We start from the raw sequence: 24,072 nt of genomic DNA on the forward strand, positions 1-24,072 counted from the left end.
GAACGGGGTGCGGAATATAGCACAGCAGCGAAAAAAACTAAGCGATTCCGTCAGGGACGAGACGAACCACCACCAAGGCACCAAGGACACCAAGAGGTTTCAGACCTTGGTATCCTTGGTGCCTTGGTGGTGCCATTTTTCTCAGCCTTCGAGCATCCGCCTCAGCAGTTCGACATCCTCCGCGAAGCTCTGGTCAGAGACGCGCAGCTCTTCCACCTTGCGGACGGCGTGCATCACCGTGGTGTGGTCCCGGCCGCCGAACAGCGCGCCGATCTTCGGCAGCGACAGATCCGTCAGCTCACGGCACAGGTACATGGCGATCTGCCGGGCGGTGACCAGCGCGCGCCCGCGCGAGGTGCCGCACAAATCCTCGATGGTCAGGCCGAAGTAGTCCGCCGTGGCGCCCATGATCGCCGTCGAGGTGATCTCGGGAGCCGAGTCCTCGCCGCCCGGGATCAGGTCCTTCAGGACGATCTCCGTCAGGCCCAGGTCCACCGGCTGCCGGTTGAGCGACGCGAACGCCGTCACCCGGATCAGCGCGCCCTCCAGCTCGCGGATGTTGCGCGAGATCCGGGACGCGATGAACTCCAGCACCTCCGGCGGCGCGTTCAGCTGCTCCTGCACCGCCTTCTTGCGCAGGATGGCGATCCTGGTCTCCAGCTCGGGCGGCTGGACGTCGGTGATCAGGCCCCACTCGAAACGGTTCCGCAGCCGGTCCTCCAGTGTGACCAGCTGCTTCGGCGGCCGGTCGGAGGACAGCACGATCTGCTTGTTCGCGTTGTGCAGCGTGTTGAAGGTGTGGAAGAACTCCTCCTGCGTCGACTCCTTGTCCGCGAGGAACTGGATGTCGTCGACGAGCAGGATGTCCATCTCGCGGTAGCGCTTGCGGAAGCTGTCGCCCTTGCCGTCGCGGATGGAGTTGATGAACTCGTTGGTGAACTCCTCCGAGCTCACGTACCGCACGCGCGTGCCCGGGTAGAGGCTGCGCGCGTAGTGCCCGATCGCGTGCAGCAGGTGCGTCTTGCCGAGCCCGGACTCGCCGTAGATGAACAGCGGGTTGTACGCCTTCGCGGGCGCCTCGGCGACGGCCACCGCGGCCGCGTGCGCGAAACGGTTCGACGCGCCGATCACGAACGTGTCGAAGAGGTATTTGGGGTTCAGTCGCGCGGTCGGTTCGCCGGGACCGGTCGCCGGAGCGGGCTGCGCGGCCAGGGGGCCGGGGGCGCCGCTAGCGGAGGGCGCGCCCCCGGCCGGGCCGCGGTGCGCCGGCTCCTGAGACTCGCGCCGGCCGCCCTGCTGGTCGTAGTCGCCGCGTGACGGGCCGTGCTCGGTGCGCTGCTGGTCGTACGGCGGGCGGTCGGTGCCCTGCCGGCGGTAGTCCTGGGAGGGCGCCTGCCTCGGCGAGCCGTAGCCGTCACCCGGCTGCGAACCGTAGCCGTCTCCGCCCGACGACCCGTAGGAGTCGTTCCCGGAGGACCCGTAGCTCTCCTGGGCGTGGGATCGGTAGGGGTCCTGCGGCGGTGTCGCGTAGGGGTCGCGCTCGGGGAAGCCCAGGCGCGGTTGCTGCCAGCCGTACTCGTCCTGTGCCGGCCGCGGCCAGGCGCCCGGCTCGGGGCGGTGGTACTCCGCCGGGTAGGCGGGGCGGGCGGCCGGAAGCTGCTGGTCGTCGGTGCCGGGCAGCGGTTCCGCGCGGTGGCGGCCGTAGCCCCCCTCGTACGGACCGGACGGTGGCTCCGGCTCCTCGTAGCGTTGCTGGGCGGGGGGCGCCGGCGGGGCCGGGGGCTCGCCCGCGGAGTCGTCGACGGTGATCGCGATACGGATCGGGCGGCCGCACTCGCGGCTCAGCGTCTCGCTCACGATCGGCGCCAGGCGGCCTTCCAGCACACCCTTCGCAAACTCGTTCGGTACGGCGAGCAGCGCGGTGTCGGCGACCAGCGCCAGCGGCTGGCAGCGCCGGATCCAGTGCTCGTCCTTGGCCTCCACACCCTGTCCGCGGCCCTCGCCGAGAAGCTGATCGAGTACGCGTGGCCACACTGCGGCAAGATCGGCAGGTACGTCAGCCACAGGGCACGCTCTCTCACAGGTCCCACGAACGTGTGGTTGTGGGACGGGTCGGGATGTAAATCGGGGTGGGTAGGGATAAGGGAACGAATCGGAGTCCAGCCACGGTAGTCAGGGCGACCCGTGCGGTTCAAGTTGTTGTCCCCAGCCTGTGGATAGTGTCCCCTACCCACCGCCGGTTTGACCGGATGGCGTAGCCGCGCGTACCGTAACCAGGTCGAGTTGTCGATGGCTGCTGCCGCCTGCCTCCGATGGGCACAGGTCACGTCAGGTGATCGGGAAGCGGTGCACTCGGGCGTGACGCGAGCTACTCGTGGGCGCACGGTGACAGCCAGGACGGCACCCCGCCACCACCGATTCTTTCTGGAGCCCCCGAGTGAGCAAGCGCACCTTCCAGCCGAACAACCGTCGTCGCGCGAAGACCCACGGCTTCCGGCTGCGTATGCGCACCCGTGCCGGCCGCGCGATTCTCGCGTCCCGCCGTAGCAAGGGTCGCGCCCGTCTGTCCGCCTGATCCCGGTCAGGTCATGACGTCGTGCTGCCCACCGAGAACCGGCTGAGGCGGCGCGAGGACTTCGCGACCGCGGTACGACGAGGACGCCGGGCCGGACGCCCACTCCTCGTCGTCCACCTTCGAAGCGGTGCCACGGACCCGCACGCGCCTGGGGAGAGCGCTCCCCCGACGCGTGCGGGTTTCGTCGTGAGCAAGGCGGTGGGCGGTGCGGTCGTGCGCAACAAGGTGAAGCGCAGGCTTCGCCATCTGATGCGCGACCGAGTCGCTCTGCTTCCCCCCGGTAGCCTGGTAGTCGTACGTGCGTTGCCCGGAGCGGGTGACGCCGACCACACCCAACTGGCCCAAGACCTGGACGCCGCTCTGCAGCGGCTGCTGGGAGGGGGCGCGCGATGAAGTACCCGCTGCTGGCGCTGATCAAGCTCTACCAGTGGACCATCAGCCCGCTGCTCGGGCCGGTGTGCAAGTACTACCCGTCGTGTTCCCACTACGGCTACACGGCCATCGACCGGCACGGGGCTCTCAAGGGCACCGCACTCACGGCCTGGCGCATCCTGCGTTGCAATCCGTGGTCGCTGGGCGGCGTGGACCATGTCCCGCCGCGCAAGCGTCCGCGGTGGCACGAGATGCTGCGCAATGCCTGGCGCGCACGCAAGGGCGGGCCCTCCGCCGCATCGGCCACCGAAGAGAATGTCCCGACGAGCGACGGTTCCCCGAGGACCGGATCTCCGAGCGACGTTCCTCCGAGCCCGGCCGCAGAGAACCCGTCCCATGCCCAAGGAGCATGATTAGTGGACACGATTGCCAGTCTCTTCAGCTTCATCACCACACCCGTCTCGTGGGTCATCGTTCAGTTCCACTCGCTGTACGGTGCGATCTTCGGCCCTGACACGGGCTGGGCCTGGGGCCTGTCCATCGTGTCCCTGGTGATCCTGATCCGTATCTGCCTGATCCCGCTCTTCGTGAAGCAGATCAAGGCGACCCGGGCCATGCAGACGCTCCAGCCGGAGATGAAGAAGATCCAGGAGCGCTACAAGAACGACCGCCAGCGCCAGTCCGAAGAGATGATGAAGCTGTACAAGGAGACGGGCACCAACCCGCTCTCCTCGTGCCTTCCCATCCTGGCGCAGTCGCCGTTCTTCTTCGCCCTGTACCACGTGCTCAACAGCATCGCGTCGAACGACACCATCGGCGTGATCAACGACCGGCTGCTGGAAAGCGCGCAGAAGGCCCACATCTTCGGGGCACCGCTCGCCGCGAAGTTCACCGACAGCTCCGACAAGGTCGAAGCGCTCGGTTCCTCGATCATGGATGTGCGGGTCGTCACCGCCATCATGATCGTTCTCATGTCGCTGTCGCAGTTCTACACGCAGCGCCAGCTGATGACGAAGAACGTCGACACCACGGTGAAGACGCCGTTCATGCAGCAGCAGAAGATGCTGATGTACGTCTTCCCCGTCATCTTCGCCGTCTTCGGCATCAACTTCCCGGTCGGTGTCCTCGTCTACTGGCTGACCACCAACGTGTGGACCATGGGCCAGCAGATGTACGTCATCCACAACAACCCGACTCCGGGTTCCAAGGCCCAGTCCGCCTACCTGGAGCGCCTGTACAAGCACGTCACGCACCGCGGCAAGGTCAGCCGGCGCCGGGACAAGGCCATCGTCAAGGCCATCGTCGCCAAGGGCCGCGACCGCAACGAGTACGAGCGCAAGTTCATCAACGGCCTCACCAAGGCCGGGCTCGCGGCCCAGGCCGACGGCACCGTGGTGAAGAGCGAGACCACCGTGGTCACCGAGTCCGAGGACGGTACGGCCACCACCACTGCCGCCAGGCGCCAGCAGCCCAAGCGGCAGCCCAAGTCGAAGCGCCAGGCCGTCCCGCCCAAGCCGGCCGGCGGCGATGAGAAGACGTCCCTGACCAAGTCCGACGAGCCGGAGGACAGCACGTCCACGGGCTCCACCGGCAAGTCGGCGTCCAAGTCCGGAGGCGCCCGCAGCCGGGCCCAGTCCGGCCAGCGCAAGGGTCCGCAGCGGCCCAAGTCCCCGTCCAAGAAGTAAGAAGGAGTCCATCCCGTGACGGAAGGCACCACCTCCGCCGCTGCCGAGGGTGCAGACACCCTGACCCGCCTGGAGCAGGAGGGTGAGATCGCGGCGGACTACCTCGAGGGTCTGCTGGACATCGCCGACCTCGACGGTGACATCGACATGGACGTCGAGGGCGACCGCGCCTCTGTCTCGATCGTCAGTGACACGGGCAGCCGCGACCTGCAGAAGCTGGTCGGCCGGGACGGCGAGGTCCTGGAGGCGCTCCAGGAGCTCACCCGGCTGGCCGTCCACCGGGAGACCGGGGACCGCAGCCGGCTGATGCTGGACGTCGCGGGCTACCGCGCCAAGAAGCGCTCCGAGCTGTCCGAGCTGGGCGCCAAGGCCGCCGCCGATGCCAAGAGCAGCGGCTCGCCCGTGAGGATGAAGCCGATGACGCCGTTCGAGCGCAAGGTCGTGCACGACGCGGTCAAGGCCGCTGGACTGCGCAGCGAGTCCGAGGGCGAGGAGCCGCAGCGCTTCGTCGTCGTGTTGCCCAACTGATTCGGTACGTACGTGCCTCCGGCCCCGTCTGTTGCGCAGGCGGGGCCTAACTTTGTCAGCCTGTAGTTCTGAAGGTCGGCGCTCGACGCGCCGATGCGGTACGGAAGGACGGTCCCCGTGACGGAGGCAGCTGAGCTCCCCCCTGCTCCCGAGCATGCTCGTGACGTATTCGGTGATCGCTTCGCGGATGCGGTCCGGTACGCCGAGCTTCTGGCCGAGGCAGGAGTGCAGCGGGGGCTCATCGGCCCGCGTGAGGTGCCTCGCCTGTGGGAGAGGCATCTGTTGAACTGCGCGGTGCTCTCGGAGGTCGTGCCCGAGGGGGTGACGGTCTGCGATGTGGGCTCCGGTGCCGGTCTGCCCGGGATTCCGCTCGCCCTGGTCCGCGAGGACCTGAAGATCACTCTGCTGGAGCCGCTGCTGCGGCGGACGAACTTCCTCACCGAGGTCGTCGAGCTGCTGGGCCTGGACCATGTGACCGTGGTCCGCGGTCGCGCCGAGGAGGTCATGGGCAAGCTGCCCCCGGTCCATGTGGTGACGGCACGTGCCGTGGCGCCGCTGGACCGGCTGGCCACGTGGGGTATCCCCCTGCTGCGTCCCTACGGCGAGATGCTGGCCCTCAAGGGCGACACCGCCGAGGAGGAGCTGAAGGCGGCCTCCACCGCCCTCAGCAAGCTCGGCGCGGTGGAGACCTCGATCCTGCATGTGGGTGAAGGGGTCGTCGACCCGATGTCCACGGTCGTGCGGGTGGAGGTCGGGGAAAGCCCCGGCGGTGTGCGCTTCGCGGCCAAGCGGGCCAAGGCGGCCCGGACGGGGCGGACACGTCGGCGCCGTTGATCGCCCCGGTCGACGACCTGTACTCCACACAAGCTGCCCAACCTACGCATCACGGAGTGTCGCGGCAGTTCGGCCAGATCCGCTGTGCATCGTGTTTCACGTGAAACGTCGCTCACTGTTGCACGGCATCATCAGCCGCGGCCGGGCTGCGGCCGAACCCCGCGACCGTAAGCCTCTCGGTTCTCTCGGCGAGGCTCCCCCTTCCTCCAGTTCCCCCGCCCCCATGAGGGGCACGGAGTTGTCCACAGAGGTGGATTTCTCCACAGAAGACCAGGCCTCACTGGTTCACGACCCCGAAGGCATGGGAGGCTCTGTTCATTGCGAGCCTGAAGTCGAGGAGAGTGAATCCTTGCGGTCCGACGCCAACATCGCGGGACCGATGACCGATCCGGTCCCCGGTCCCCGTACCGAGTCGACGGGAGCGGATGTTTCACGTGAAACACCGCCTCCGATGGACGACACTCCCATCGGTCGTGCTGCCCAACTGGCGGTGGAGGCATTGGGTCGCGCCGGCGAGGGCCTGCCACGGCCCGAGCAGACCCGCGTCATGGTGGTCGCCAACCAGAAGGGTGGCGTCGGCAAGACGACGACGACCGTCAACCTTGCCGCTTCGCTGGCTCTGCACGGTGCCCGGGTTCTCGTGATCGACCTCGACCCGCAGGGCAATGCGTCCACCGCTCTGGGGATCGACCATCACGCCGAGGTCCCGTCCATCTATGACGTGCTGGTCGACAGCAAGCCGCTCTCGGAGGTCGTCCAGCCGGTCGTCGATGTCGAGGGTCTCTTCTGTGCTCCCGCCACGATCGATCTCGCCGGTGCGGAGATCGAGCTGGTGTCCCTGGTGGCACGAGAGAGCCGTCTTCAGCGGGCCATCCAGGCCTATGAGCAGCCGCTGGACTACATCCTCATCGACTGCCCGCCCTCGCTCGGCCTGCTGACAGTCAACGCGCTGGTCGCGGGCCAGGAGGTCCTGATCCCGATTCAGTGCGAGTACTACGCGCTGGAGGGCTTGGGTCAGCTGCTGCGCAATGTCGACCTGGTGCGGGGGCACCTCAACCCCGGCCTGCATGTATCGACGATCCTGCTCACCATGTACGACGGCCGGACGCGGCTTGCGTCCCAGGTCGCGGAAGAGGTGCGCACCCACTTCGGTGACGAGGTGCTGCGGACGAGCATTCCCCGCTCGGTCCGTATCTCCGAGGCGCCGAGTTATGGGCAGACGGTGCTGACGTACGATCCCGGATCGAGCGGTGCCCTCTCCTATCTTGAGGCGGCACGGGAAATCGCGCTGAAGGGTGTCGGCGTCAGTGATGACGGCACTCACGCTCACCTCGGCGCCCAGAACGATCAAAGCATGGTGGAGGGGATCCAGTGAGCGAGCGACGGAGGGGGCTGGGCCGTGGTCTCGGGGCACTGATCCCGGCGGCTCCGACCGAGAAGAACCCGGCACAGGCAGCTGTGGGGGGTGTCGCGACGGGTGTCGTAGGGGGCGCTGCTTCCACGTCCCCCACGACGGTGCCGGTGCTGACCGGAGACCGGGGGGTAGCTGCCGCCAAGGTGACCACCCTGCCGGCTGTTTCACGTGAAACCGAGGAGCCGTCGTTCATCGGCGCCGTGGACACGCCCGCTCCTCCGGTGGGCGCCCACTTCGCCGAGATCCCGCTGGACGCCATCAAGCCGAATCCGCGGCAGCCGCGTGAGGTCTTCGACGAGGACGCGCTGGCCGAGCTGGTCACCTCCATCAAGGAGGTCGGGCTGCTCCAGCCGGTCGTCGTACGGCAGCTGGGCCCCGGCCGCTATGAGCTGATCATGGGTGAGCGCCGCTGGCGGGCCTGCCGCGAGGCGGGGCTGGAGGCGATCCCCGCGATCGTGCGGGCGACGGAGGACGAGAAGCTTCTCCTGGACGCCCTCCTGGAGAATCTGCACCGCGCGCAGCTGAACCCGCTGGAAGAGGCGGCGGCCTATGACCAGCTGCTGAAGGACTTCAACTGCACGCACGACCAGTTGGCGGACCGTATCGGCCGGTCCCGGCCACAGGTCTCCAACACCCTGCGACTGCTGAAGCTGTCGCCGGCGGTTCAGCGCCGGGTGGCTGCCGGAGTGCTGTCCGCCGGTCATGCCCGGGCTCTGCTGTCCGTGGAGGACTCGGAGGAGCAGGACCGGCTGGCTCACCGGATCGTGGCCGAGGGGCTGTCCGTGCGAGCCGTCGAGGAGATCGTGACCCTGATGGGGTCGCGGCCCAAGACGGCCCAGCGGACCAAGGGCCCCCGGGCCGGCTCGGTGGTCTCTCCGGCGCTGAACGAGCTGGCCACCCGGCTCTCCGATCGCTTCGAGACACGGGTGAAGGTCGATCTCGGTCAGAAGAAGGGCAAGATCACCGTCGAGTTCGCCTCTGTGGAGGACCTTGAGCGGATCCTCAGCACGCTGGCCCCTGGCGAGGGGCCGGTACTGCAGAAGAGCCTGCTGGAGGACGACGGCGAGGAGACAGAGGCCTGAGCCTCGGCAAGGGCGTCTGCTTCTCAGGCAGCCTGTGCGGGTCGTGTCCGGTGTGTACCGGAACACGGCCCGCACTTTGCTTTTTGGCGGTATCGATGGAATCGCTTCGTGGATACGATGCGAGGGGATCAGGGGAGCGGAGAAGGAAGCGAGGAACATCCTTCATGGGGCGTCGGCTCGTACCGCTCACACTGGACAGCCTTCCGGACCTTCCGCGGCGCTGTCGGTCCTGTGTCTTCTGGGAGTTGGACCCGGTCAGCGGTGAGGCCGCGGTCAAGGAGGGTACCGCCGCGCTGGAGAAGGAATCCTGGATCTCGGCCGTACTGCTGGACTGGGGTTCCTGCGGGCGGGTCGTCTACGTCGACGACGTACCGGTGGGGTTCGTGCTCTACGCCCCTCCGGCCTACGTGCCGCGCTCGGCGGCGTTTCCCACCAGCCCGGTCTCACCCGACGCGGTGCAGCTCATCACGGGGTTCATCGATCCGGGCTACCAGGGACAGGGACTGGGCCGGGTGATGGTGCAGACGGTCGCCAAGGATCTGCTGCGGCGCGGCTTCAAGGCGATCGAGGCATTCGGTGACGCGCGCTGGAAGGAGCCGGCCTGTGTTCTGCCCGCTGACCATCTTCTCGCCGTGGGCTTCAAGACGGTCCGGCAGCACCCGACCCATCCACGGATGCGGCTGGAGCTGAGGACGACGCTTTCCTGGAAGGAAGACGTCGAGATGGCGTTGGACCGGCTGCTGGGGGCCGTGCAGAAGGAACCGGCTCTGCGGCCGCTCTGATACGGCCTCCGGGGATCATGTTCGTCCGCCGGGGATCATGCGAATGGACCGGCCCTCCCGGGCCGGTCCATTCGTGTTTCACGTGAAACGTCGATCGTTCCCGTGCGAGGTCACTCGGCGATGAAGTCCTCGAGGTCGCGCAGGATCGCGGCCTTCGGCTTGGCGCCGACGATGGTCTTGGCGACCTCGCCGCCCTGGTAGACATTCAGGGTCGGGATCGACATGACGCCGTACTTGGCCGCCGTACCCGGGTTCTCGTCGATGTTCAGCTTGACGATCTCGATCTTGTCGCCGTACTCGGCGGCAATCGCCTCGAGGGACGGCGCGATCTGGCGGCACGGACCGCACCAGGCGGCCCAGAAGTCCACCAGGACGGGCTTGTCGCTCTTGAGGACGTCCTGCTCGAAGGAGTCGTCGGTCACGTTCTTGAGGGTGCCGGCCACGGCGGGCTCCTTAACTGATGATGCGTGGGGCGGATGGGGTCAGACAGTGGTCTTCTCGGGCTCGGCCTTCTGCTCGTTGTCCGCGAGGGCAGCGAGGAAGCGCTCGGCGTCGAGAGCGGCGGAGCAGCCGGTGCCGGCTGCGGTGATCGCCTGACGGTAGGTGTGGTCCACCACGTCACCGGCGCCGAAGACGCCGGTCACGTTGGTCCGGGTGGAGGGGGCGTCCACCTTCAGGTAGCCCTCCTCGTCCAGCTCCAGCTGGCCCTTGAACAGCTCGGTGCGCGGGTCGTGGCCGATCGCGATGAACAGGCCGGTCACCGGCAGATCCGAGAGCTCACCGGTCTTGACGTTGCGCAGCTTCAGCCCGGCCAGCTTCTGGTCGCCCTGGATCTCGGCGACCTCGCTGTCCCAGATGAACTTGATCTTCGGGTCGGCGAAGGCGCGCTCCTGCATCGCCTTGGAGGCGCGCAGGGTGTCCCGGCGGTGGACGATCGTCACGGACTTGGCGAAGCGCGAGAGGAAGGTGGCCTCCTCCATCGCCGTGTCGCCGCCGCCGATCACGGCGATGTCCTGGTCCTTGAAGAAGAAGCCGTCGCAGGTGGCGCACCAGGAGACACCGCGGCCGGACAGGGCGTCCTCGTTGGGCAGGCCGAGCTTGCGGTGCTGGGAGCCGGTGGTGATGATGACGGCCTTGGCCCGGTGGACCGTGCCGGCGGTGTCGGTGACGGTCTTGATCTCACCGGTCAGGTCGACGGAGACGATGTCGTCCGGCACCAGCTCGGCGCCGAAGCGCTCGGCCTGGGCACGCATGTTGTCCATGAGCTCGGGGCCCATGATGCCGTCCTGGAAGCCCGGGAAGTTCTCCACCTCCGTGGTGTTCATCAGCGCACCGCCGGCGGTGACGGCGCCCTCGAACACCAGTGGCTTCAGCGACGCGCGTGCGGTGTAGAGCGCCGCCGTGTAGCCGGCGGGCCCGGAGCCGATGATGATCACGTTACGGACGTCGCTCACGGCTTGATTCCTCGTCTCTGGACTGCGTCGTTTGACCGGTGGGAGCCCCTCTCAGAACTCTCACCCCACCCAACGGATCCTAAGGGGCGCGCATTCCCGCTGTGGCCGGGCACACGGGCGGGTGACCGCTCTATGAGACGGCCGTCAGAGACCGAGTGACACGCGGAGGAGGTCCTCAGCGATCGTAGGTGTGCTTCAGCAGGACCTTTGCCGCACCCGTCGACGGTTGGTCCACACACGTCGACTGGACGATGTAGGCGGTCACCCGTGAGGGGTCGGAGGCCTCGGGCAGGACGACGAGCAGGACCTCCGTCCCCTTGTAGACGCCCTTCTCGGTCGCGAGAGCATCCTCGTCGCGCCCGATGCCCTGCTGGACACACGTGGGCACCTCGACGGTGGGCTGCTGCAGAACCCGGGGTCCGCCCGAGTCAGGGGCGGACTCGACGCCCCAGCCCGGAGTGCGAGATCCCTTCCTGGTGTGCTGCTTCTGCGCCAGGAGATCCGCGACCTGAGCCTCCAGCCGTCCCTCGGAGAAGGTGTCCGCGGCGGTGCTCTGATGTCCCTGGGCCGGGGTGTCCGGCTGGGTACCGGTCAGGGACGTCCACAGGACGGAACCGAGTCCCAGGGCGGCGGCCGAGAGGACGGCACTCAGGACCACGGCACGGCGGCGTCCACCGTGCCTGCGGTCTGTGCGGCCCTTGCCATCCTTGCGTCCTGGTCCGGTGGAGGAGATACGGGCTCGTCCGGCCGGGCGGTCCGTAGCGGTCGACGTTTCACGTGAAACAGGGGCGGAATTCGCAGCCACCGGCACACGCCCGTCGCTTTCCTCGCTGTCCTCGCTTTCCTCGCTGTCCTCGCTTTCCTCGCTTTCCTCGGGCAGCTCGGGTGCCGAGGCGTGCAGCAGAGCCTCCGCGGCGAGGGCGGCGTCGATCCGGCCGGCGACATCGGCCGGCATCCGCGGGGGACCCGGCAGGGTGCCCAGCAGGCCACGGATCTCCTCCAGAGAGGCATGCACGTCGGCGCACACCGCGCACTCGTCCAGATGCCGTCGTACGTCGGTGGAGCGGGCCGGGGGGAGCAGGCCATCGGTGAAGTCGGAGATCTCGGTGACGTCCGGGTGCCCGGCCGTGTCCGTCGTAGAAGTCACGCTCGCCCACCTCCGCCCTTCACAGCAGCTGAATCGCTTGGCCCGGCATCCCGTGGGGCCGCCTCGAGCGGTCCCGCTGCCGGTGGGACGGATGTCTCCTGCGTCCGGTTCCGCCCTTCACCCGGTGGTGTGCCGGAACCGGCGCTTTCCGGCCGTAGATGAGTGAGCAGTGGCAGCAGCTTCGCTCTGCCGCGCGCGCAGCGGCTCTTCACCGTCCCGGTGGGCACATCGAGGATGCGGGCCGCCTCGGCGACGGGATAGCCCTGCATGTCGACCAGGACGAGCGCCGCCCGCTGGTCGGGCGGGAGGGTGCCGAGCGCCTCCAGGAGCTGGCGGTGCAGATCGTTGCGCTCGGCGGGCGCCGAGGCCGACTCGTGCGGCTCCAGCAGCTGCTCAAGGCGCTCGGTGTCGTCGACCGGCGCGGTCTTACGGGAGGCGGCCTTACGGACGCGGTCCAGGCAGGCGTTCACCGTGATCCGGTGCAGCCAGGTCGTGACCGCCGACTTGCCCTGGAAGGTATGGGCGGCGCGGAACGCGGAGACGAGGGCGTCCTGCACCGCGTCGGCCGCCTCCTCGCGGTCACCGAGGGTGCGCAGCGCGACGGCCCACAGCCGGTCGCGGTGGCGGCGGACCAGCTCGCCGAAGGCGTTGGGGTCGCCGTCGACGTGCCGCGCCAGGAGGACCTCGTCAGGTGCATCGTGATGGTCGCTCTGCACGCCCGCGCCCCCGCCCTTTCAGCTGGTCACCTTGATGTCGACGACCCTGCCGCGGTACTCGCCGGTGTCCGCCTGGAGCGGCAGCTCGGTCAGCCAGACCAGCAGGTAGCGGGACTGCAGCTCCTTGTCCGGCTTGAGCTGCACCTCGGTGCCCGTGCCGTCGGCGACCTTCGTGTAACCGTCGAAGCTCTGCGGCTGCGCGTCCCCGTCGGCGGCGAGCAGTTCGACCGAGGTGCTGCCGACGAAGGTGACGGTGACGTTCCCGACCTTCTGGACCTTGCCCAGGTCGACGATGACTCCGACGCCGGACTTCAGATTGCCGAACTTGGCACCCAGGTAATAGGCCGTCTGCCAGTAGGTTCCGGGAACGGTGTCGTAGACCTTGCTTATGTCCCCCGAGTTCTCGGAGCCGTCGCTGCCGAACGGGTCGAAGTCGGAGGCGGTCTCGATGGCGATCGGCTGCGGCTTCTTCGGCTTGTCGACGTTCTTGTCGTCGCCGTCCGTCGTCTGCGTCTGGTTCGGGTCGTCGGCCTTGCCGCCCTGGTCGATCAGGGCGTCGGCGAGCTGCCAGCTGCCGAGGCCCAACGCCGCGATCAACAGTGCCGACACGGCCCACTTCAGCGCCTTGCCGGTGCGGCTCTGCAGCGGGGGCGGCGGGGTCGGGACCGGCTGGGTGACGCCCGGGTGCGGCGCCGTGCGGCCGTACGTGCCCTGCTGGTAGGTCGTGCGCTGGTACTCCGGCGGCGCGGTGAACGCCGGCTCCGGCGGGCGGATGCGGGGCATCTCGCTGATCGCCTTGACCAGTTCCTCCGGCGTGGTGCAGGGGGACTCATGGCGGGAAGCGGTCGCGCCGTCGTTGGCGAGCGCGCGCATGGCCAGCTCGGACAGGCCGCGGTGGACACCGGCGCGCACCTGGTCCGGGGCGATCAGCCCGATGTCCTTGGGCAGCCCGGACAGGCCGTAGGCGTCGTTCTCGTACGGCCAGCGCTGGGTGAGGGCGGCGTACAGCAGGGCGCCGATGGCCTCCGTGTCGGCGCGCTGCGGGGTGTCGGAAGTGACGCCGCGCAGGGCGGCGTTCACGGCGAGGCCGCGGATGCGCCACTGCCCGGTGGAGGTGCGCAGCACGGCGTTGGGGTTCAGGCGCAGATGGGCCAGGCCCTCGCGGTGCGCGGCGGCCATGGCCGAGGAGAGCTGGCTGACCATCTGGTAGGCGTCGTGCGGCTCCAGCGGCCCGGCGGAGAGCAGGGTGGTCAGCTCGGTGGCGTCGGGCAGCCACTCGTGCACGACGTACACGAGGTCGTTCTCCTCGACGGCGTCGAGGACCTGCACGAATCGGGGGTCGCCGAGCAGCGCGGAGGAGCGGGCCGCGGCCAGGACGGCACGGGCACGGGTGTGGTCCGCGGGCAGGACGTGGACTCCTACGGCACGGCGGAGTTTCTCGTCGACCGCGCGCCAGCTGCTGAAACCGTCCAGGCGGGTGACGCAGTCCTCCAGCCGGTAGCGTCTGGCGAGCTTGTGGCCGCTGTGCAGCTCAGGCGGCGAGGCCTTCTTCCCGGGACCCTCCGTCCCGCCACTCCCCTGTGCCTCGTTGTGCTCCGTGTCCCGCTCCCGCTTCTGGGCCACCCCGTCGGCCGTGGACTGGTCCGCCTGGTCCGCCTTGGCGGTCAGCGACTTCTCGCCGCTGTCGTCTGCCACGTCGACGGCAGCTGTGCTTCGTTCCGCCACCGTCGTTCCTGCCTCCCCATCCATTGCGCGCCGTACGACCCCGTGCGCGCCGTCCGACGCCGAAACCAATTGTGCCCACAGTCCGCCGCTATGCACGACACACGATGGCGGACGAAGGTTGTGCCCATACCCCCCGTCTCAGCGGCCCAGCCGGCCGCGCACCATGCCGACCAGCGAGTTCAGTTCCTCGATCCGCATCCGGCGGGCCGCGAAGTAGAAGATCCCCAGCAGCACGGCCCCGCCGGCCAGCAGCGCCGCGAACGAGCCGAGGGCGCCCTGGCCGAGGGCCCGGGTGATGCCGTAGCAGGCCGCGCCGCTCAGCAGTGCCGCCGGCACCGAGGCGATGCTCAGCCGGGCGTACGTCCGCAGCACGCGCGAGCCGTCCAGGTCGCCGCCCAGCCGCTTGCGCAGCCGGCGCCAGGCGACGCCGACGCCGGTGACGTAGGCCAGGCCGTACGAGGCGGCCATGCCGACCACCGCCCAGCGGGTGGGCAGCAGCAGGTAGCAGAGCGCGGACGCGCTCGCGTTGACCGCGGCCACGATGACCGTGTTGTAGAAGGGGGTGCGGGTGTCCTCGTAGGCGTAGAAGGCGCGCAGCACGACGTACTGCACGGAGTACGGGATCAGGCCGAGGCCGAAGGCCATCAGCATGTAGCCCATGTTCGTGGCCGCGCCGATGCCGGAGGAGCCGAAGATCAGGGTGCACATCGGGACGCCGAGGGCGACGAACCCGAAGGCGAGCGGGACGATCGCGACGGCGGTCGTGCGCAGGCCCTGGGAGATGTCGTCGCGGACGGCTCCGGTGTCGTTCTCGGCGGCCGAGCGGGAGATCCGCGGCAGCAGCGCGGCCATGAGGGAGACCGTGATGATGGCCTGCGGCAGGCCCCAGATGAGCTGGGCGTTGGCGTAGGCGCTGAAGCCGGTGCCGTCGATCTTGGTGTCCACGACCGAGGCGGTGGCCAGCTGGGTGACGACCAGGGCGCCCGCCTGGTTGGCGAGAACGAACAGGATGGTCCACTTGGCGAGCATCGCGGCCTTGCCGAGGCCGTGGCCCTTCCAGTCGAACCGCAGCCGGAGCTTGAAGCCGGTCTCGCGCAGGTACGGGATCATCGCGAGGGCCTGGACGACGAGGCCGAGCAGGATGCCGATGCCCAGCAGGCGGACGCCTTCCTGCGGGATGTTCTCGACGGTCATGCCGGAGTGCTCGGCGGTGCCGTAGACCCACAGGAACATGCCCAGGGTCACGATGATGACGATGTTGTTCAGGACCGGCGTCCACATCATCGCGCCGAACCGGCCTCGCGCGTTGAGGATCTGGCCCATCACCACGTGGACGCCCATGAAGAAGATCGAGGGCAGGAAGTACCGGGTGAAGGTGACGGCGATGTCGAACGCGGCCGGGTCCGACGCCAGCGGGTTGGACAGGGCGCGGACGAGGAGCGGGGCGGCGAACATGGCTGCGACGGTCAGCGCCCCGAGGATCACCATGACCAGGGTCAGCAGCCGGTTGGCGTAGGCCTCGCCGCCGTCCTCGTCGTCCTTCATGGCCCGCACGAGCTGCGGCACGAAGACCGAGTTGAGGCCGCCGCCGACGGTCAGGATGTAGATCATCGTCGGCAGCTGGTAGGCCACCTGGAAGGACTCGCCGAGGAGCATGAGGCCCAGCGCCGAGACGATCATCGCGGAGCGGATGAACCCGGTGACGCGGGAGACCATCGTGCCCGCCGCCATCACGGCGCTCGACTTCAGCAGCCCGGCGGCCCGGCCGCCCTTCTTCTGGGCGGGCGCCGCGGGCACCGGAGCCGGGGGCTCGGTTTCCTGCTGCTCGGGCACCTGGTACTGCTCCATGGGCGCCTGGTACTGCTCGGGCGGGCCGTACTGCGGGGCCGCTCCCTGCCCGTGGCCGGGGGCGGCGGCCGGTGCCGGCACCCCCGGGTGGTCCATCGGCGGGTGGATGCCGGCCTGCTGCTGGTCGCGGAAGAGATGGGCGAAGGCGTCGTGCTCGGGGCGCCCCTCGCCGGCCTGGCTGACCAGGTCGTCGACGCCCACGTACTGGGTGGTGCGCGGGTCGTCGCCGTACGGCAGGTACTGGGTGGCGCCGTCCGGCTCGGGGGCCGGGGTCTGCGCCCACACGGTGGGGTCGGGAGCGTACGGCGACTGCGGCGGCTGGGCGTACAGCGGCTGCGGCGGCGGGTATGTGCCCGGGGGCGGCGGGGGGTGCGCGGCACGGTCGTAGAGCGCCTCGCCCACCGGGTCCTGGGCGGTGAGGTCCTGCGCCCGGTACGGGTCCTGGTCGTAGGCGTCCTGGAGGTACATGTCCGCGGGGTGCTGCGGCGGTACCTGGCCGTGCTCGGGCGGCGGGCCCTCGGGGTAGCCCGAGCTGCCCACGGCCTTGCCGCGGTCACCGTCGTACGGCGCGTTCATGCTTACCCCACCTCATCGTCCCGGGCCCACCGGCCACGACATCCTCAACGGTCCACTCTCTCACCCGTGCCGGACGGGTCGGCGCTTTCCGCTGCGGTGTCCGGTGTCGGGTCACTCGGCTGCTCGGGGTCGCCTGCCCCGGGCCGGGTGACGGACTCCTCCCCGGGACGGTCTTCGGGGGCTTCCGGGTTCTCCGGCGTGCCGGCGGGTCGCTCCGCGTCCGCCGGCGCGTCGGAGCGGTCCTGGCCCCCCTCCTCGGCCTCCCGGGCCGCCGCCCGCTTGCGCTGGGTGTACATCCGGAAGCCGGCGAGGACCAGCAGGAGGACGCCGCCGCCGATCACCAGCATCACGGTGGCGGTGATCTCGGTGACCTTCACATCGAACTGGACGGCCTCTCCGTACGGCTTGCCGTCCTTGGTGAACAGGCGGGCGACCACGGTCACCCGGCCGTTGGCGTTGGCTGACGTGGTGAACTTCACCGACTGGCTGTGGCCGCCGGAGACGGAGACGGGCTGCTCGAAGTAGGCCTTGCCGCCGATCTCCAGACGGGTGGGGCTGGTGGAGGTGAGCCGCAGGACCAGGTTGTCGACGCCCTGCACCAGGTTGTTCTGCACGGTCACCGGGATGGTGGCGCTGCGGCCGGAGAGCTTGGTCTCGGACTTCTGGATCAGCTTGACCTGGTCGGTCAGGTCTTCGAGATAGCTCTCCACATCGTCGCGGTAGCCGCGCGCCTCGGCGGGGCGGCCGTGCCATGAGGTGGACATCTCACGGTTTATGGCCCGTCCGAAGGGGGTCACCACGCGCGAGGGGAAGGTGAGGATCACCTTGAAGTCATCGAGCTCGGCCTGTGTGCGCGCGATCTGCTCGAAGGCCTCGCGAGGCAGCTCCTGCTTGCGCAGGGCGCGCGGGTAGGCCGAGGCCGACGGCACCTTCGTGGTGGCCTCCGGGTCCGGCTTGGCCTCGGCGGCGGTGGTCAGTTCCTGGGTCTCCGTCCAGGTGCCGTCCTGGAGGGCGGTGATCGCCTCCGCCATCGCCCGGGCCTGGCTGGCGGTCGGCATGCGTTGCGGAGCGACGACGATGCTGCGCTGCTTGCCCGTCTGGAGGTTCAGCGCGAGGCTCTGGGCGAGGAACCGCTGCACGGCGAGCGTGCCGGTGGACGCCTTGGTCAGGTCTCCCTCGAAGGCCGTGGAGAGCCGGGCGTCCGCGACGACCGCGGTGGTGCCGCCGCCGATGGGGCGGGCCGCGGACGGCGTGTACGGCAGTCCGCTGGTCTCCCGGAGGCTGTCGCTGCGCGCGATCACCCGGTCGGCCCCCGCGGAGGTGGCGACCTTCACGATCGACGGGTCGACCGCACCGTCGACGGGCCAGGCGAAGTCGGTGCTCGGCTTCACGTGGAGGATGGACTCCACGGTGGTGGCGGCGACATCCGTGGCCGCCTTGTACTGGCTGAGCGAGCCGGTGACGTCCGTGCCGTTGTGGGCCAGGGAGGCGAGGTCCGGGTCGGCGAAGGGCAGTGCGACGACCTCCTTGTCGGCCACCGCCTTCTGCAGCTCGGCGAGCCACTGCTTGGCGACCGCCTGCCGGCGCCCGGGCCTGGTGTCGTCGCCGTCCTGCACCTCGTAGCCGCGCGTCATCGCGTCGACGGAGGCCAGCAGGTCCGGGTCGATCACCCAGGTGACGTCGAGGTCCTTGCCGAGGGCCAGCATCTGGGCCAGCCGACCGCCCGGAGCGATCTCCTCGGCGAGGTCGTCATCGAGGAAGACCGGCGTCTGCTGCTCGTTCGACCCCGTCTCCGCCGTCACACGAGTCGTGGAGATGAGCGGCCACAGGAACGTCGTCTTCGTCTTCGGCTCCGCCTCGTCGGGCTGCCAGGGCAGGAAGGTCCGCTGGAAGCCCATCACCTGTCCCCACGGCCGCGCGGCGGTCTCACCGGTGAGGGAGACACCGAACTGGTAGACGCCGTTGTCGCCGAGATCCAGCTCGTCGACCGGGACGGAGATGCTGAAGTGCTCGGAGACGCCCGGGGTGAGCTTGGCGAACTCCTGGGTGTAGTCCCCGCCGACCTCCGTGCCGTCGGCGCCGGGGACGTAGCCGGTCTTCTTGGCGGCGGTGTCGACGTCCGAGCGGGTGGTCAGCTCGGGGCCGACGCTCAGGTCCACCTGGGCGTCGGTGATCGTCTCCTTGCCGTTGTTGGTCACCGTGCCCGAGACGGTCAGGGTGTCGCCGTCCGTGGGGACGGCGGGGCTGAGCGAGTCGAGGGCGACGGCCACCGTGCGGGAGCCGGAGGCGGCCTTCCCGGAGGTCTGGCCCGCGGCGTCCGCGGCCGGTGCGGCGGGCAGCTGAAGCAGGCCGGCCAGCAGGGGGGCCCCCGCCAGCAGTGCTCCGGTGCGCTGCAGCCACCGGCGGGCAGGTGAGGGACACGTCCCTTGGATGTCTGCCGCCTCGGCCACGCGCTCGCCCGTCCCTCGTCGTCGTCAGTGGTCGTCGGAATGTGCGTCCACGCATGGTAACGATGCGCGCTGAGAGGAAGTGCCGCGGAGTGCTCCACAAGATCGAGGGACTTCGGGTGCACGTGCTGTATGTGAGCGCGAGCCGGGCGGACTTAATCGGGGCGCCCGCGGTCGTCCCGGCCACGTACCCTCTTCTGTTGTGCCGAACGCCAACGAAGAGACCCCCAGCGCCCTCGACCAGGAGCAGCACCGCGCGGTGACCGAACCGCTGCGCGTCGCCCCTGTCGCCGACGACCTCGCCCGCCGCTTCCAGGAGGCCGGGTTCTCACTCGCCCTGGTCGGCGGCTCGGTACGGGACGCGCTGCTCGGCCGGCTCGGCAACGACCTGGACTTCACGACCGATGCCCGCCCCGAGGACGTTCTGAAGATCGTGCGCCCCTGGGCGGACGCCGTCTGGGACGTCGGCATCGCGTTCGGCACGGTCGGGGCGCAGAAGGACGGCTACCAGATCGAGGTGACCACTTACCGGTCGGAGGCCTACGACCGGACCTCGCGCAAGCCGGAGGTCTCGTACGGCGACTCCATCGAGGAGGACCTCGTCCGGCGTGATTTCACCGTGAACGCGATGGCGGTGGCGCTGCCGGAGAACAAGTTCATCGATCCGCACGGCGGTCTCGACGATCTGGCGGCCAAGGTGCTGCGCACCCCGGGCACGCCCGAGGAGTCCTTCTCGGACGACCCGCTGCGGATGATGCGGGCCGCGCGCTTCGCGGCCCAGCTCGACTTCGAGGTGGCCCCCGAGGTCGTCACGGCGATGACCGGGATGGCCGGGCGGCTCGAGATCGTCTCGGCCGAGCGGGTGCGGGACGAGCTGAACAAGCTGATCCTCTCCGCACACCCGCGCAAGGGGCTGACGCTGCTGGTCGACACCGGGCTGGCCCAGCAGGTGCTGCCCGAGCTGCCGGCCCTGCGCCTGGAGAGCGACGAGCACCACCGGCACAAGGACGTCTACGAGCACACCCTGATCGTCCTGGAACAGGCGATCGCCCTGGAGCACGACGGCCCGGACCTGACCCTCCGGCTGGCCGCGCTGCTGCACGACATCGGCAAGCCGCGCACCCGCCGCTTCGAGAAGGACGGCCGGGTCTCGTTCCACCACCACGAGGTGGTCGGGGCGAAGATGACCAAGAAGCGCATGAGCGCGCTGAAGTACTCCAACGAGCTGGTCAAGGACGTCTCCCGCCTGGTCGAGCTGCACCTGCGTTTTCACGGCTACGGCACCGGCGAGTGGACCGACTCCGCGGTGCGCCGCTACGTCCGGGACGCGGGCCCTCTCCTCGACCGGCTCCACAAGCTGACCCGCTCCGACTGCACGACGCGGAACAAGCGCAAGGCGGCCGCGTTGTCCCGGGCGTACGACGGCCTGGAGGAGCGCATCTCCCAGCTGAAGGAGCAGGAGGAGCTGGACGCCATCCGGCCCGACCTCGACGGCAACCAGATCATGGAGATCCTGGAGATCAAGCCGGGCCCCGAGGTGGGCCAGGCCTACAAGCACATGCTGGAACTCCGGCTGGAGAACGGGCCGATGGAGCACGGCGAGGCGGTCGCGGCACTCAAGGAGTGGTGGGCCGCGCAGAGCTGAGCGCTGTAGCCAGGTGGTGTTTCACGTGAAACACGAACTGCGCACAAGGCGCACCGGATCTCCCGGGACGTGAAGAGGGGCGGTGTTTCACGTGAAACACCGCCCCTCTCGCTGTCCGCCTTACTTGTCCTTCAGGCAGAGCAGGAAGTCGGTGCCGTCGCCGGACTCGGTGTACGAGTACTGGAAGTCCTTGGCCTCCGCTGCGCACTTGGACTCGGCGGTCAGCGCGGAGAAGGACCCCTCGACCTTGGCCAGCACGACGTACTCGGCCTTGGCGTCCGTGCAGTCGACGACCTCCAGGTCCGGGTTGTTGTCGTCGCTGCTGCCACGGTGCATGCAGTCGCCCACGGCCGCGGTGTCGGCGTCGTCCCGGCTGGCTATGAAACCGCCGATGACCGCGGTGCCGACCGCGATCACGATGACGATGTTCTTGATCATCTTGAAGCTGAGCTTCCGACGCGGCGCCGGGGCGGGAGCGAAGGGCGCACCCTGCTGCGGGAAGCCGGGCTGCTGGCCGTGGGGGGCCTGCGGCTGCCCCTGGGCAAAGGGGTTCTGCCCCTGCGGCTGCCCCTGCGGCTGGCCCTGCGCGAACGGGTTGCCCTGGGGCGGCGAAGTGGTCACTTGGGGGTCCCCCTAGAAACTGGGTGCGTGACGCGGTAGAACGACGCGCATAAAGATCGGATAAGACCCACGTAAGTTATCGGGCTCCACTGACAACACAGCGCCCAGGACCGGGTCTGTGTCACTGATGTGACACTCGTCGGCGCGCAAAGCGGGCCATAATCCCTGCAACCGATCCGTAGATCGCAGCCACCACGACCACCAGCGCCGCGGAGCGGCCGTCGGGCGGCAGCATCAGCGCGGCCACCCCGGCCGCGCCCACGAAGGCGACGTTGAACAGAACGTCGTACACGGAGAACGTCCGGCCGCGGAAGCCGTCCTCGACGGAGGACTGGACGATGGTGTCCGTGGCGATCTTCGCGCCCTGGGTGATCAGCCCCAGCACGAAGGCGGCCGCGAGCAGCGGGCCGGTGGCGAACGGCAGCCCCAGGGCCGGTTCGAGGACGGCCGCTGCCCCGGCGCACACCGCGATCCAGCGGCCGGGGCCGAGCCGTCCGGCCGTCCAGGGCGTCAGCACAGCCGCCACGAAGAATCCGGCCCCGGACACGCCCAGCGCGAGGCCCAGCAGGGCGAGGCCGTCGTCCGGATCCGACGTCAGCGCGTACCGGCAGAGCATCAGCAGCATCACCGTGAGGGCGCCGTAGCAGAACCGCATCAGCGTCATCGACGCCAGCGCCCAGACGGCCTCCCGGCGGGCGGGCGCGGCGAGATGGCGCATGCCCGCGGTCAGGTCGTGGAGCGTTCCGGAGAGCGCCGCCGCCAGTCGCGGCGGCACCAGGGCGGGATCCGGTCCGAGCAGCCCTCGGGGCATCCGCAGCGCCGCGGCGGCCGAGCACAGGTACAGCAGGGCGCCCAGCAGCACCACCGCGGCGTCGGAGTCGGACACGGCCAGCCGGACCACGAAGGCGAGGCCGCCGCCGGCGGTCGCGGCCAGTGTCCCGGCGGTCGGGGAGAGCGAGTTGGCGATCACCAGCCGCTCGGCGTCGACCACACGCGGCAGCGAGGCGGACAGACCGGAGAGCACGAAGCGGTTGACCGCGGTGACGCAGAGGGCCGAGACGTAGAAGAGCCAGTCCGGCACATGACTGATCATCAACAGCGCGGTCGCCGTGGCCAGCAGGGCGCGCAGCAGATTGCCGTGGACGAAGACCTGGCGGCGGCGCCAGCGGTCGAGCAGCACGCCGGCGAAGGGGCCCACCAGGGAGTACGGCAGCAGCAGGACCGCCATGGCGGAGGCGATCGCGGCGGGCGAGGTCTGCTTCTCCGGGGAGAAGACGACGTACGTGGCGAGGCCGACCTGGTAGACGCCGTCGGCGCCCTGGGAGAGCAGTCGCACGGCGAGCAGGCGCCGGAAGTTCCGGAAGCGGAGCAGGACGCGCAGATCACGTACGACGGCCATGGGGCCAGCCTCACACATGGGGAGGGCCCCCGGGCGCAATGCCTCGGGGACCCTCAACAGCCCACAGGGACGAGAGCTTCGGCGCGGAGCGCTGCGTCTCCCTAGCGCTCGACCTCGCCCTTGATGAACTTCTCGACGTTCTCGCGGGCCACGTCGTCGAAGTACTGGACCGGCGGGGACTTCATGAAGTACGACGACGCCGACAGGATCGGGCCGCCGATGCCGCGGTCCTTGGCGATCTTCGCGGCGCGCAGGGCGTCGATGATGACACCCGCGGAGTTCGGGGAGTCCCAGACCTCGAGCTTGTACTCCAGGTTCAGCGGGACGTCACCGAAGGCGCGGCCCTCGAGCCGGACGTAGGCCCACTTGCGGTCGTCGAGCCACGCGACGTAGTCGGACGGGCCGATGTGGACGTTCTTCTCGCCGAGGTCCCGGTCGGGGATCTGCGAGGTGACGGCCTGCGTCTTGGAGATCTTCTTGGACTCCAGGCGCTCGCGCTCGAGCATGTTCTTGAAGTCCATGTTGCCGCCGACGTTCAGCTGCATCGTGCGGTCCAGGATGACACCGCGGTCCTCGAACAGCTTCGCCATGACGCGGTGCGTGATGGTGGCGCCGACCTGGGACTTGATGTCGTCACCGACGATCGGGACGCCCGCCTCGGTGAACTTGTCCGCCCACTCCTTGGTGCCGGCGATGAAGACCGGGAGGGCGTTGACGAAGGCGACCTTGGCGTCGATGGCGCACTGGGCGTAGAACTTCGCCGCGTCCTCGGAACCGACCGGCAGGTAGCAGACGAGGACGTCGACCTGCTTGTCCTTGAGGACCTGGACGATGTCGACCGGCTCCTCGGCGGACTCCTCGATGGTCTCGCGATAGTACTTGCCGAGGCCGTCGAGGGTGTGGCCGCGCTGGACGGTCACGCCGGTGTTCGGCACGTCGCAGATCTTGATGGTGTTGTTCTCGGAGGCGCCGATGGCGTCCGCGAGGTCGAGGCCGACCTTCTTCGCGTCGACATCGAACGCGGCGACGAACTCCACGTCACGGACGTGGTACTCGCCGAACTGCACGTGCATCAGGCCGGGGACCTTGGACGCCGGATCGGCGTCCTTGTAGTACTCGACTCCCTGCACCAGCGACGCGGCGCAGTTGCCCACGCCGACGATGGCTACGCGAACCGAACCCATTCCGGTTGCTCCCTGTGTGTACTCGGTGAGGCCCCGAC

General features: G+C 69.2%; 21 protein-coding genes. 10 read left to right on the forward strand and 11 right to left on the reverse strand.

Going from position 1 to position 24,072, the window contains the following annotated elements; translation table 11 throughout:
- Positions 1–141: 141 nt before the first annotated feature.
- Positions 142–2,064 carry a chromosomal replication initiator protein DnaA gene (gene dnaA, locus VE614_RS15595; RefSeq protein ID WP_324936829.1) on the reverse strand — a complete coding sequence of 641 codons (1,923 nt, stop codon included), beginning with the start codon at positions 2,062–2,064 and terminating at the stop codon, positions 142–144.
- 373 nt (positions 2,065–2,437) lie between these two features.
- On the opposite strand from dnaA, the gene rpmH reads away from it, so the two are divergent.
- The 9 genes from rpmH (at position 2,438) to VE614_RS15640 (ending at position 9,272) form a co-directional block, all read left to right on the forward strand.
- On the forward strand, positions 2,438–2,575 hold the full coding sequence (rpmH, locus tag VE614_RS15600; RefSeq protein ID WP_003956500.1) for a 50S ribosomal protein L34: 138 nt from the start codon (positions 2,438–2,440) through the stop codon (positions 2,573–2,575).
- 21 nt (positions 2,576–2,596) lie between these two features.
- Positions 2,597–2,968, forward strand: coding sequence for a ribonuclease P protein component (gene rnpA, locus VE614_RS15605; RefSeq protein WP_324936831.1), 372 nt, complete (start codon positions 2,597–2,599; stop codon positions 2,966–2,968).
- Positions 2,965–3,360, forward strand: a complete 396-nt coding sequence (gene yidD / locus VE614_RS15610; protein ID WP_324936833.1) for a membrane protein insertion efficiency factor YidD — start codon at positions 2,965–2,967, stop codon at positions 3,358–3,360. The genes rnpA and yidD overlap by 4 nt, the downstream gene beginning before the upstream one ends.
- A gap of 3 nt (positions 3,361–3,363) precedes the next feature.
- Entirely contained in the window at positions 3,364–4,632 is a 1,269-nt protein-coding gene (gene yidC / locus VE614_RS15615; RefSeq protein ID WP_324936835.1) for a membrane protein insertase YidC, read from the forward strand.
- 15 nt (positions 4,633–4,647) lie between these two features.
- The gene (locus tag VE614_RS15620) at positions 4,648–5,160 is read left to right on the forward strand and encodes a protein jag (protein ID WP_324936837.1); all 513 of its coding nucleotides are present in this window, start codon (positions 4,648–4,650) and stop codon (positions 5,158–5,160) included.
- A 117-nt stretch (positions 5,161–5,277) separates the two neighbouring features.
- Positions 5,278–5,994 carry a 16S rRNA (guanine(527)-N(7))-methyltransferase RsmG gene (rsmG, locus tag VE614_RS15625; RefSeq protein ID WP_324936839.1) on the forward strand — a complete coding sequence of 239 codons (717 nt, stop codon included), beginning with the start codon at positions 5,278–5,280 and terminating at the stop codon, positions 5,992–5,994.
- A 301-nt stretch (positions 5,995–6,295) separates the two neighbouring features.
- Positions 6,296–7,369, forward strand: a complete 1,074-nt coding sequence (locus tag VE614_RS15630) for a ParA family protein (RefSeq protein WP_324936945.1) — start codon at positions 6,296–6,298, stop codon at positions 7,367–7,369.
- Complete coding sequence (locus VE614_RS15635) at positions 7,366–8,490, forward strand: ParB/RepB/Spo0J family partition protein (RefSeq protein WP_324936841.1); 1,125 nt, start codon at positions 7,366–7,368, stop codon at positions 8,488–8,490. The genes VE614_RS15630 and VE614_RS15635 overlap by 4 nt, the downstream gene beginning before the upstream one ends.
- Before the next feature lie 164 nt (positions 8,491–8,654).
- A complete protein-coding gene (locus VE614_RS15640; protein ID WP_324936843.1) occupies positions 8,655–9,272 on the forward strand; it encodes a GNAT family N-acetyltransferase in 618 nt (205 codons plus the stop codon).
- Positions 9,273–9,382: 110 nt separating this feature from the next.
- Here VE614_RS15640 and trxA read toward each other — a convergent pair whose 3' ends face one another.
- From trxA to VE614_RS15675, 7 genes are all read right to left on the reverse strand, one after another.
- Positions 9,383–9,715, reverse strand: a complete 333-nt coding sequence (gene trxA, locus VE614_RS15645) for a thioredoxin (protein ID WP_141316111.1) — start codon at positions 9,713–9,715, stop codon at positions 9,383–9,385.
- A 39-nt stretch (positions 9,716–9,754) separates the two neighbouring features.
- Positions 9,755–10,726: a thioredoxin-disulfide reductase gene (gene trxB / locus VE614_RS15650; protein ID WP_324936847.1), complete on the reverse strand. Its 972-nt coding sequence runs from the start codon at positions 10,724–10,726 to the stop codon at positions 9,755–9,757.
- Between the two features lie 175 nt (positions 10,727–10,901).
- Complete coding sequence (locus VE614_RS15655; RefSeq protein WP_324936849.1) at positions 10,902–11,873, reverse strand: anti-sigma factor family protein; 972 nt, start codon at positions 11,871–11,873, stop codon at positions 10,902–10,904.
- Positions 11,870–12,589 (reverse strand): RNA polymerase sigma factor SigM, encoded by a 720-nt coding sequence (gene sigM / locus VE614_RS15660; protein WP_324936851.1) that lies wholly within the window; start codon positions 12,587–12,589, stop codon positions 11,870–11,872. Before sigM ends, VE614_RS15655 begins: the two co-directional genes overlap by 4 nt.
- Positions 12,590–12,607: 18 nt before the next feature.
- Positions 12,608–14,314 carry a protein kinase family protein gene (locus tag VE614_RS15665; protein WP_324936853.1) on the reverse strand — a complete coding sequence of 569 codons (1,707 nt, stop codon included), beginning with the start codon at positions 14,312–14,314 and terminating at the stop codon, positions 12,608–12,610.
- Positions 14,315–14,452: 138 nt separating this feature from the next.
- Positions 14,453–16,738 (reverse strand): murein biosynthesis integral membrane protein MurJ, encoded by a 2,286-nt coding sequence (murJ, locus tag VE614_RS15670; RefSeq protein WP_324936854.1) that lies wholly within the window; start codon positions 16,736–16,738, stop codon positions 14,453–14,455.
- Between the two features lie 44 nt (positions 16,739–16,782).
- Positions 16,783–19,188 (reverse strand): DUF6049 family protein, encoded by a 2,406-nt coding sequence (locus VE614_RS15675; protein ID WP_324936855.1) that lies wholly within the window; start codon positions 19,186–19,188, stop codon positions 16,783–16,785.
- 199 nt (positions 19,189–19,387) lie between these two features.
- Between VE614_RS15675 and VE614_RS15680 the strand changes: the two genes are divergently transcribed.
- On the forward strand, positions 19,388–20,830 hold the full coding sequence (locus VE614_RS15680) for a CCA tRNA nucleotidyltransferase (protein WP_324936857.1): 1,443 nt from the start codon (positions 19,388–19,390) through the stop codon (positions 20,828–20,830).
- Positions 20,831–20,950: 120 nt separating this feature from the next.
- Here VE614_RS15680 and VE614_RS15685 read toward each other — a convergent pair whose 3' ends face one another.
- The 3 genes from VE614_RS15685 to VE614_RS15695 form a co-directional block, all read right to left on the reverse strand.
- Positions 20,951–21,451 (reverse strand): LppU/SCO3897 family protein, encoded by a 501-nt coding sequence (locus tag VE614_RS15685; protein ID WP_324936859.1) that lies wholly within the window; start codon positions 21,449–21,451, stop codon positions 20,951–20,953.
- A 121-nt stretch (positions 21,452–21,572) separates the two neighbouring features.
- Complete coding sequence (locus tag VE614_RS15690; RefSeq protein WP_324936861.1) at positions 21,573–22,850, reverse strand: MFS transporter; 1,278 nt, start codon at positions 22,848–22,850, stop codon at positions 21,573–21,575.
- Between the two features lie 101 nt (positions 22,851–22,951).
- Entirely contained in the window at positions 22,952–24,034 is a 1,083-nt protein-coding gene (locus VE614_RS15695; RefSeq protein ID WP_324936862.1) for an inositol-3-phosphate synthase, read from the reverse strand.
- Positions 24,035–24,072 lie beyond the last annotated feature (38 nt).

The sequence above is a fragment of the Streptomyces sp. genome, assembly GCF_035645055.1.
Taxonomy (GTDB): domain Bacteria; phylum Actinomycetota; class Actinomycetes; order Streptomycetales; family Streptomycetaceae; genus Streptomyces.

Coding starts and splice junctions, on each gene's coding strand:
- VE614_RS15695 (WP_324936862.1), bottom strand. CDS start 24,034: ATGGGTTCGGTTCGCGTAGCCATCGTCGGCGTGGGCAACTGCGCCGCG.
- VE614_RS15640 (WP_324936843.1), top strand. CDS start 8,655: ATGGGGCGTCGGCTCGTACCGCTCACACTGGACAGCCTTCCGGACCTT.
- murJ (WP_324936854.1), bottom strand. CDS start 16,738: ATGAACGCGCCGTACGACGGTGACCGCGGCAAGGCCGTGGGCAGCTCG.
- VE614_RS15690 (WP_324936861.1), bottom strand. CDS start 22,850: ATGGCCGTCGTACGTGATCTGCGCGTCCTGCTCCGCTTCCGGAACTTC.
- yidD (WP_324936833.1), top strand. CDS start 2,965: ATGAAGTACCCGCTGCTGGCGCTGATCAAGCTCTACCAGTGGACCATC.
- VE614_RS15630 (WP_324936945.1), top strand. CDS start 6,296: ATGGGAGGCTCTGTTCATTGCGAGCCTGAAGTCGAGGAGAGTGAATCC.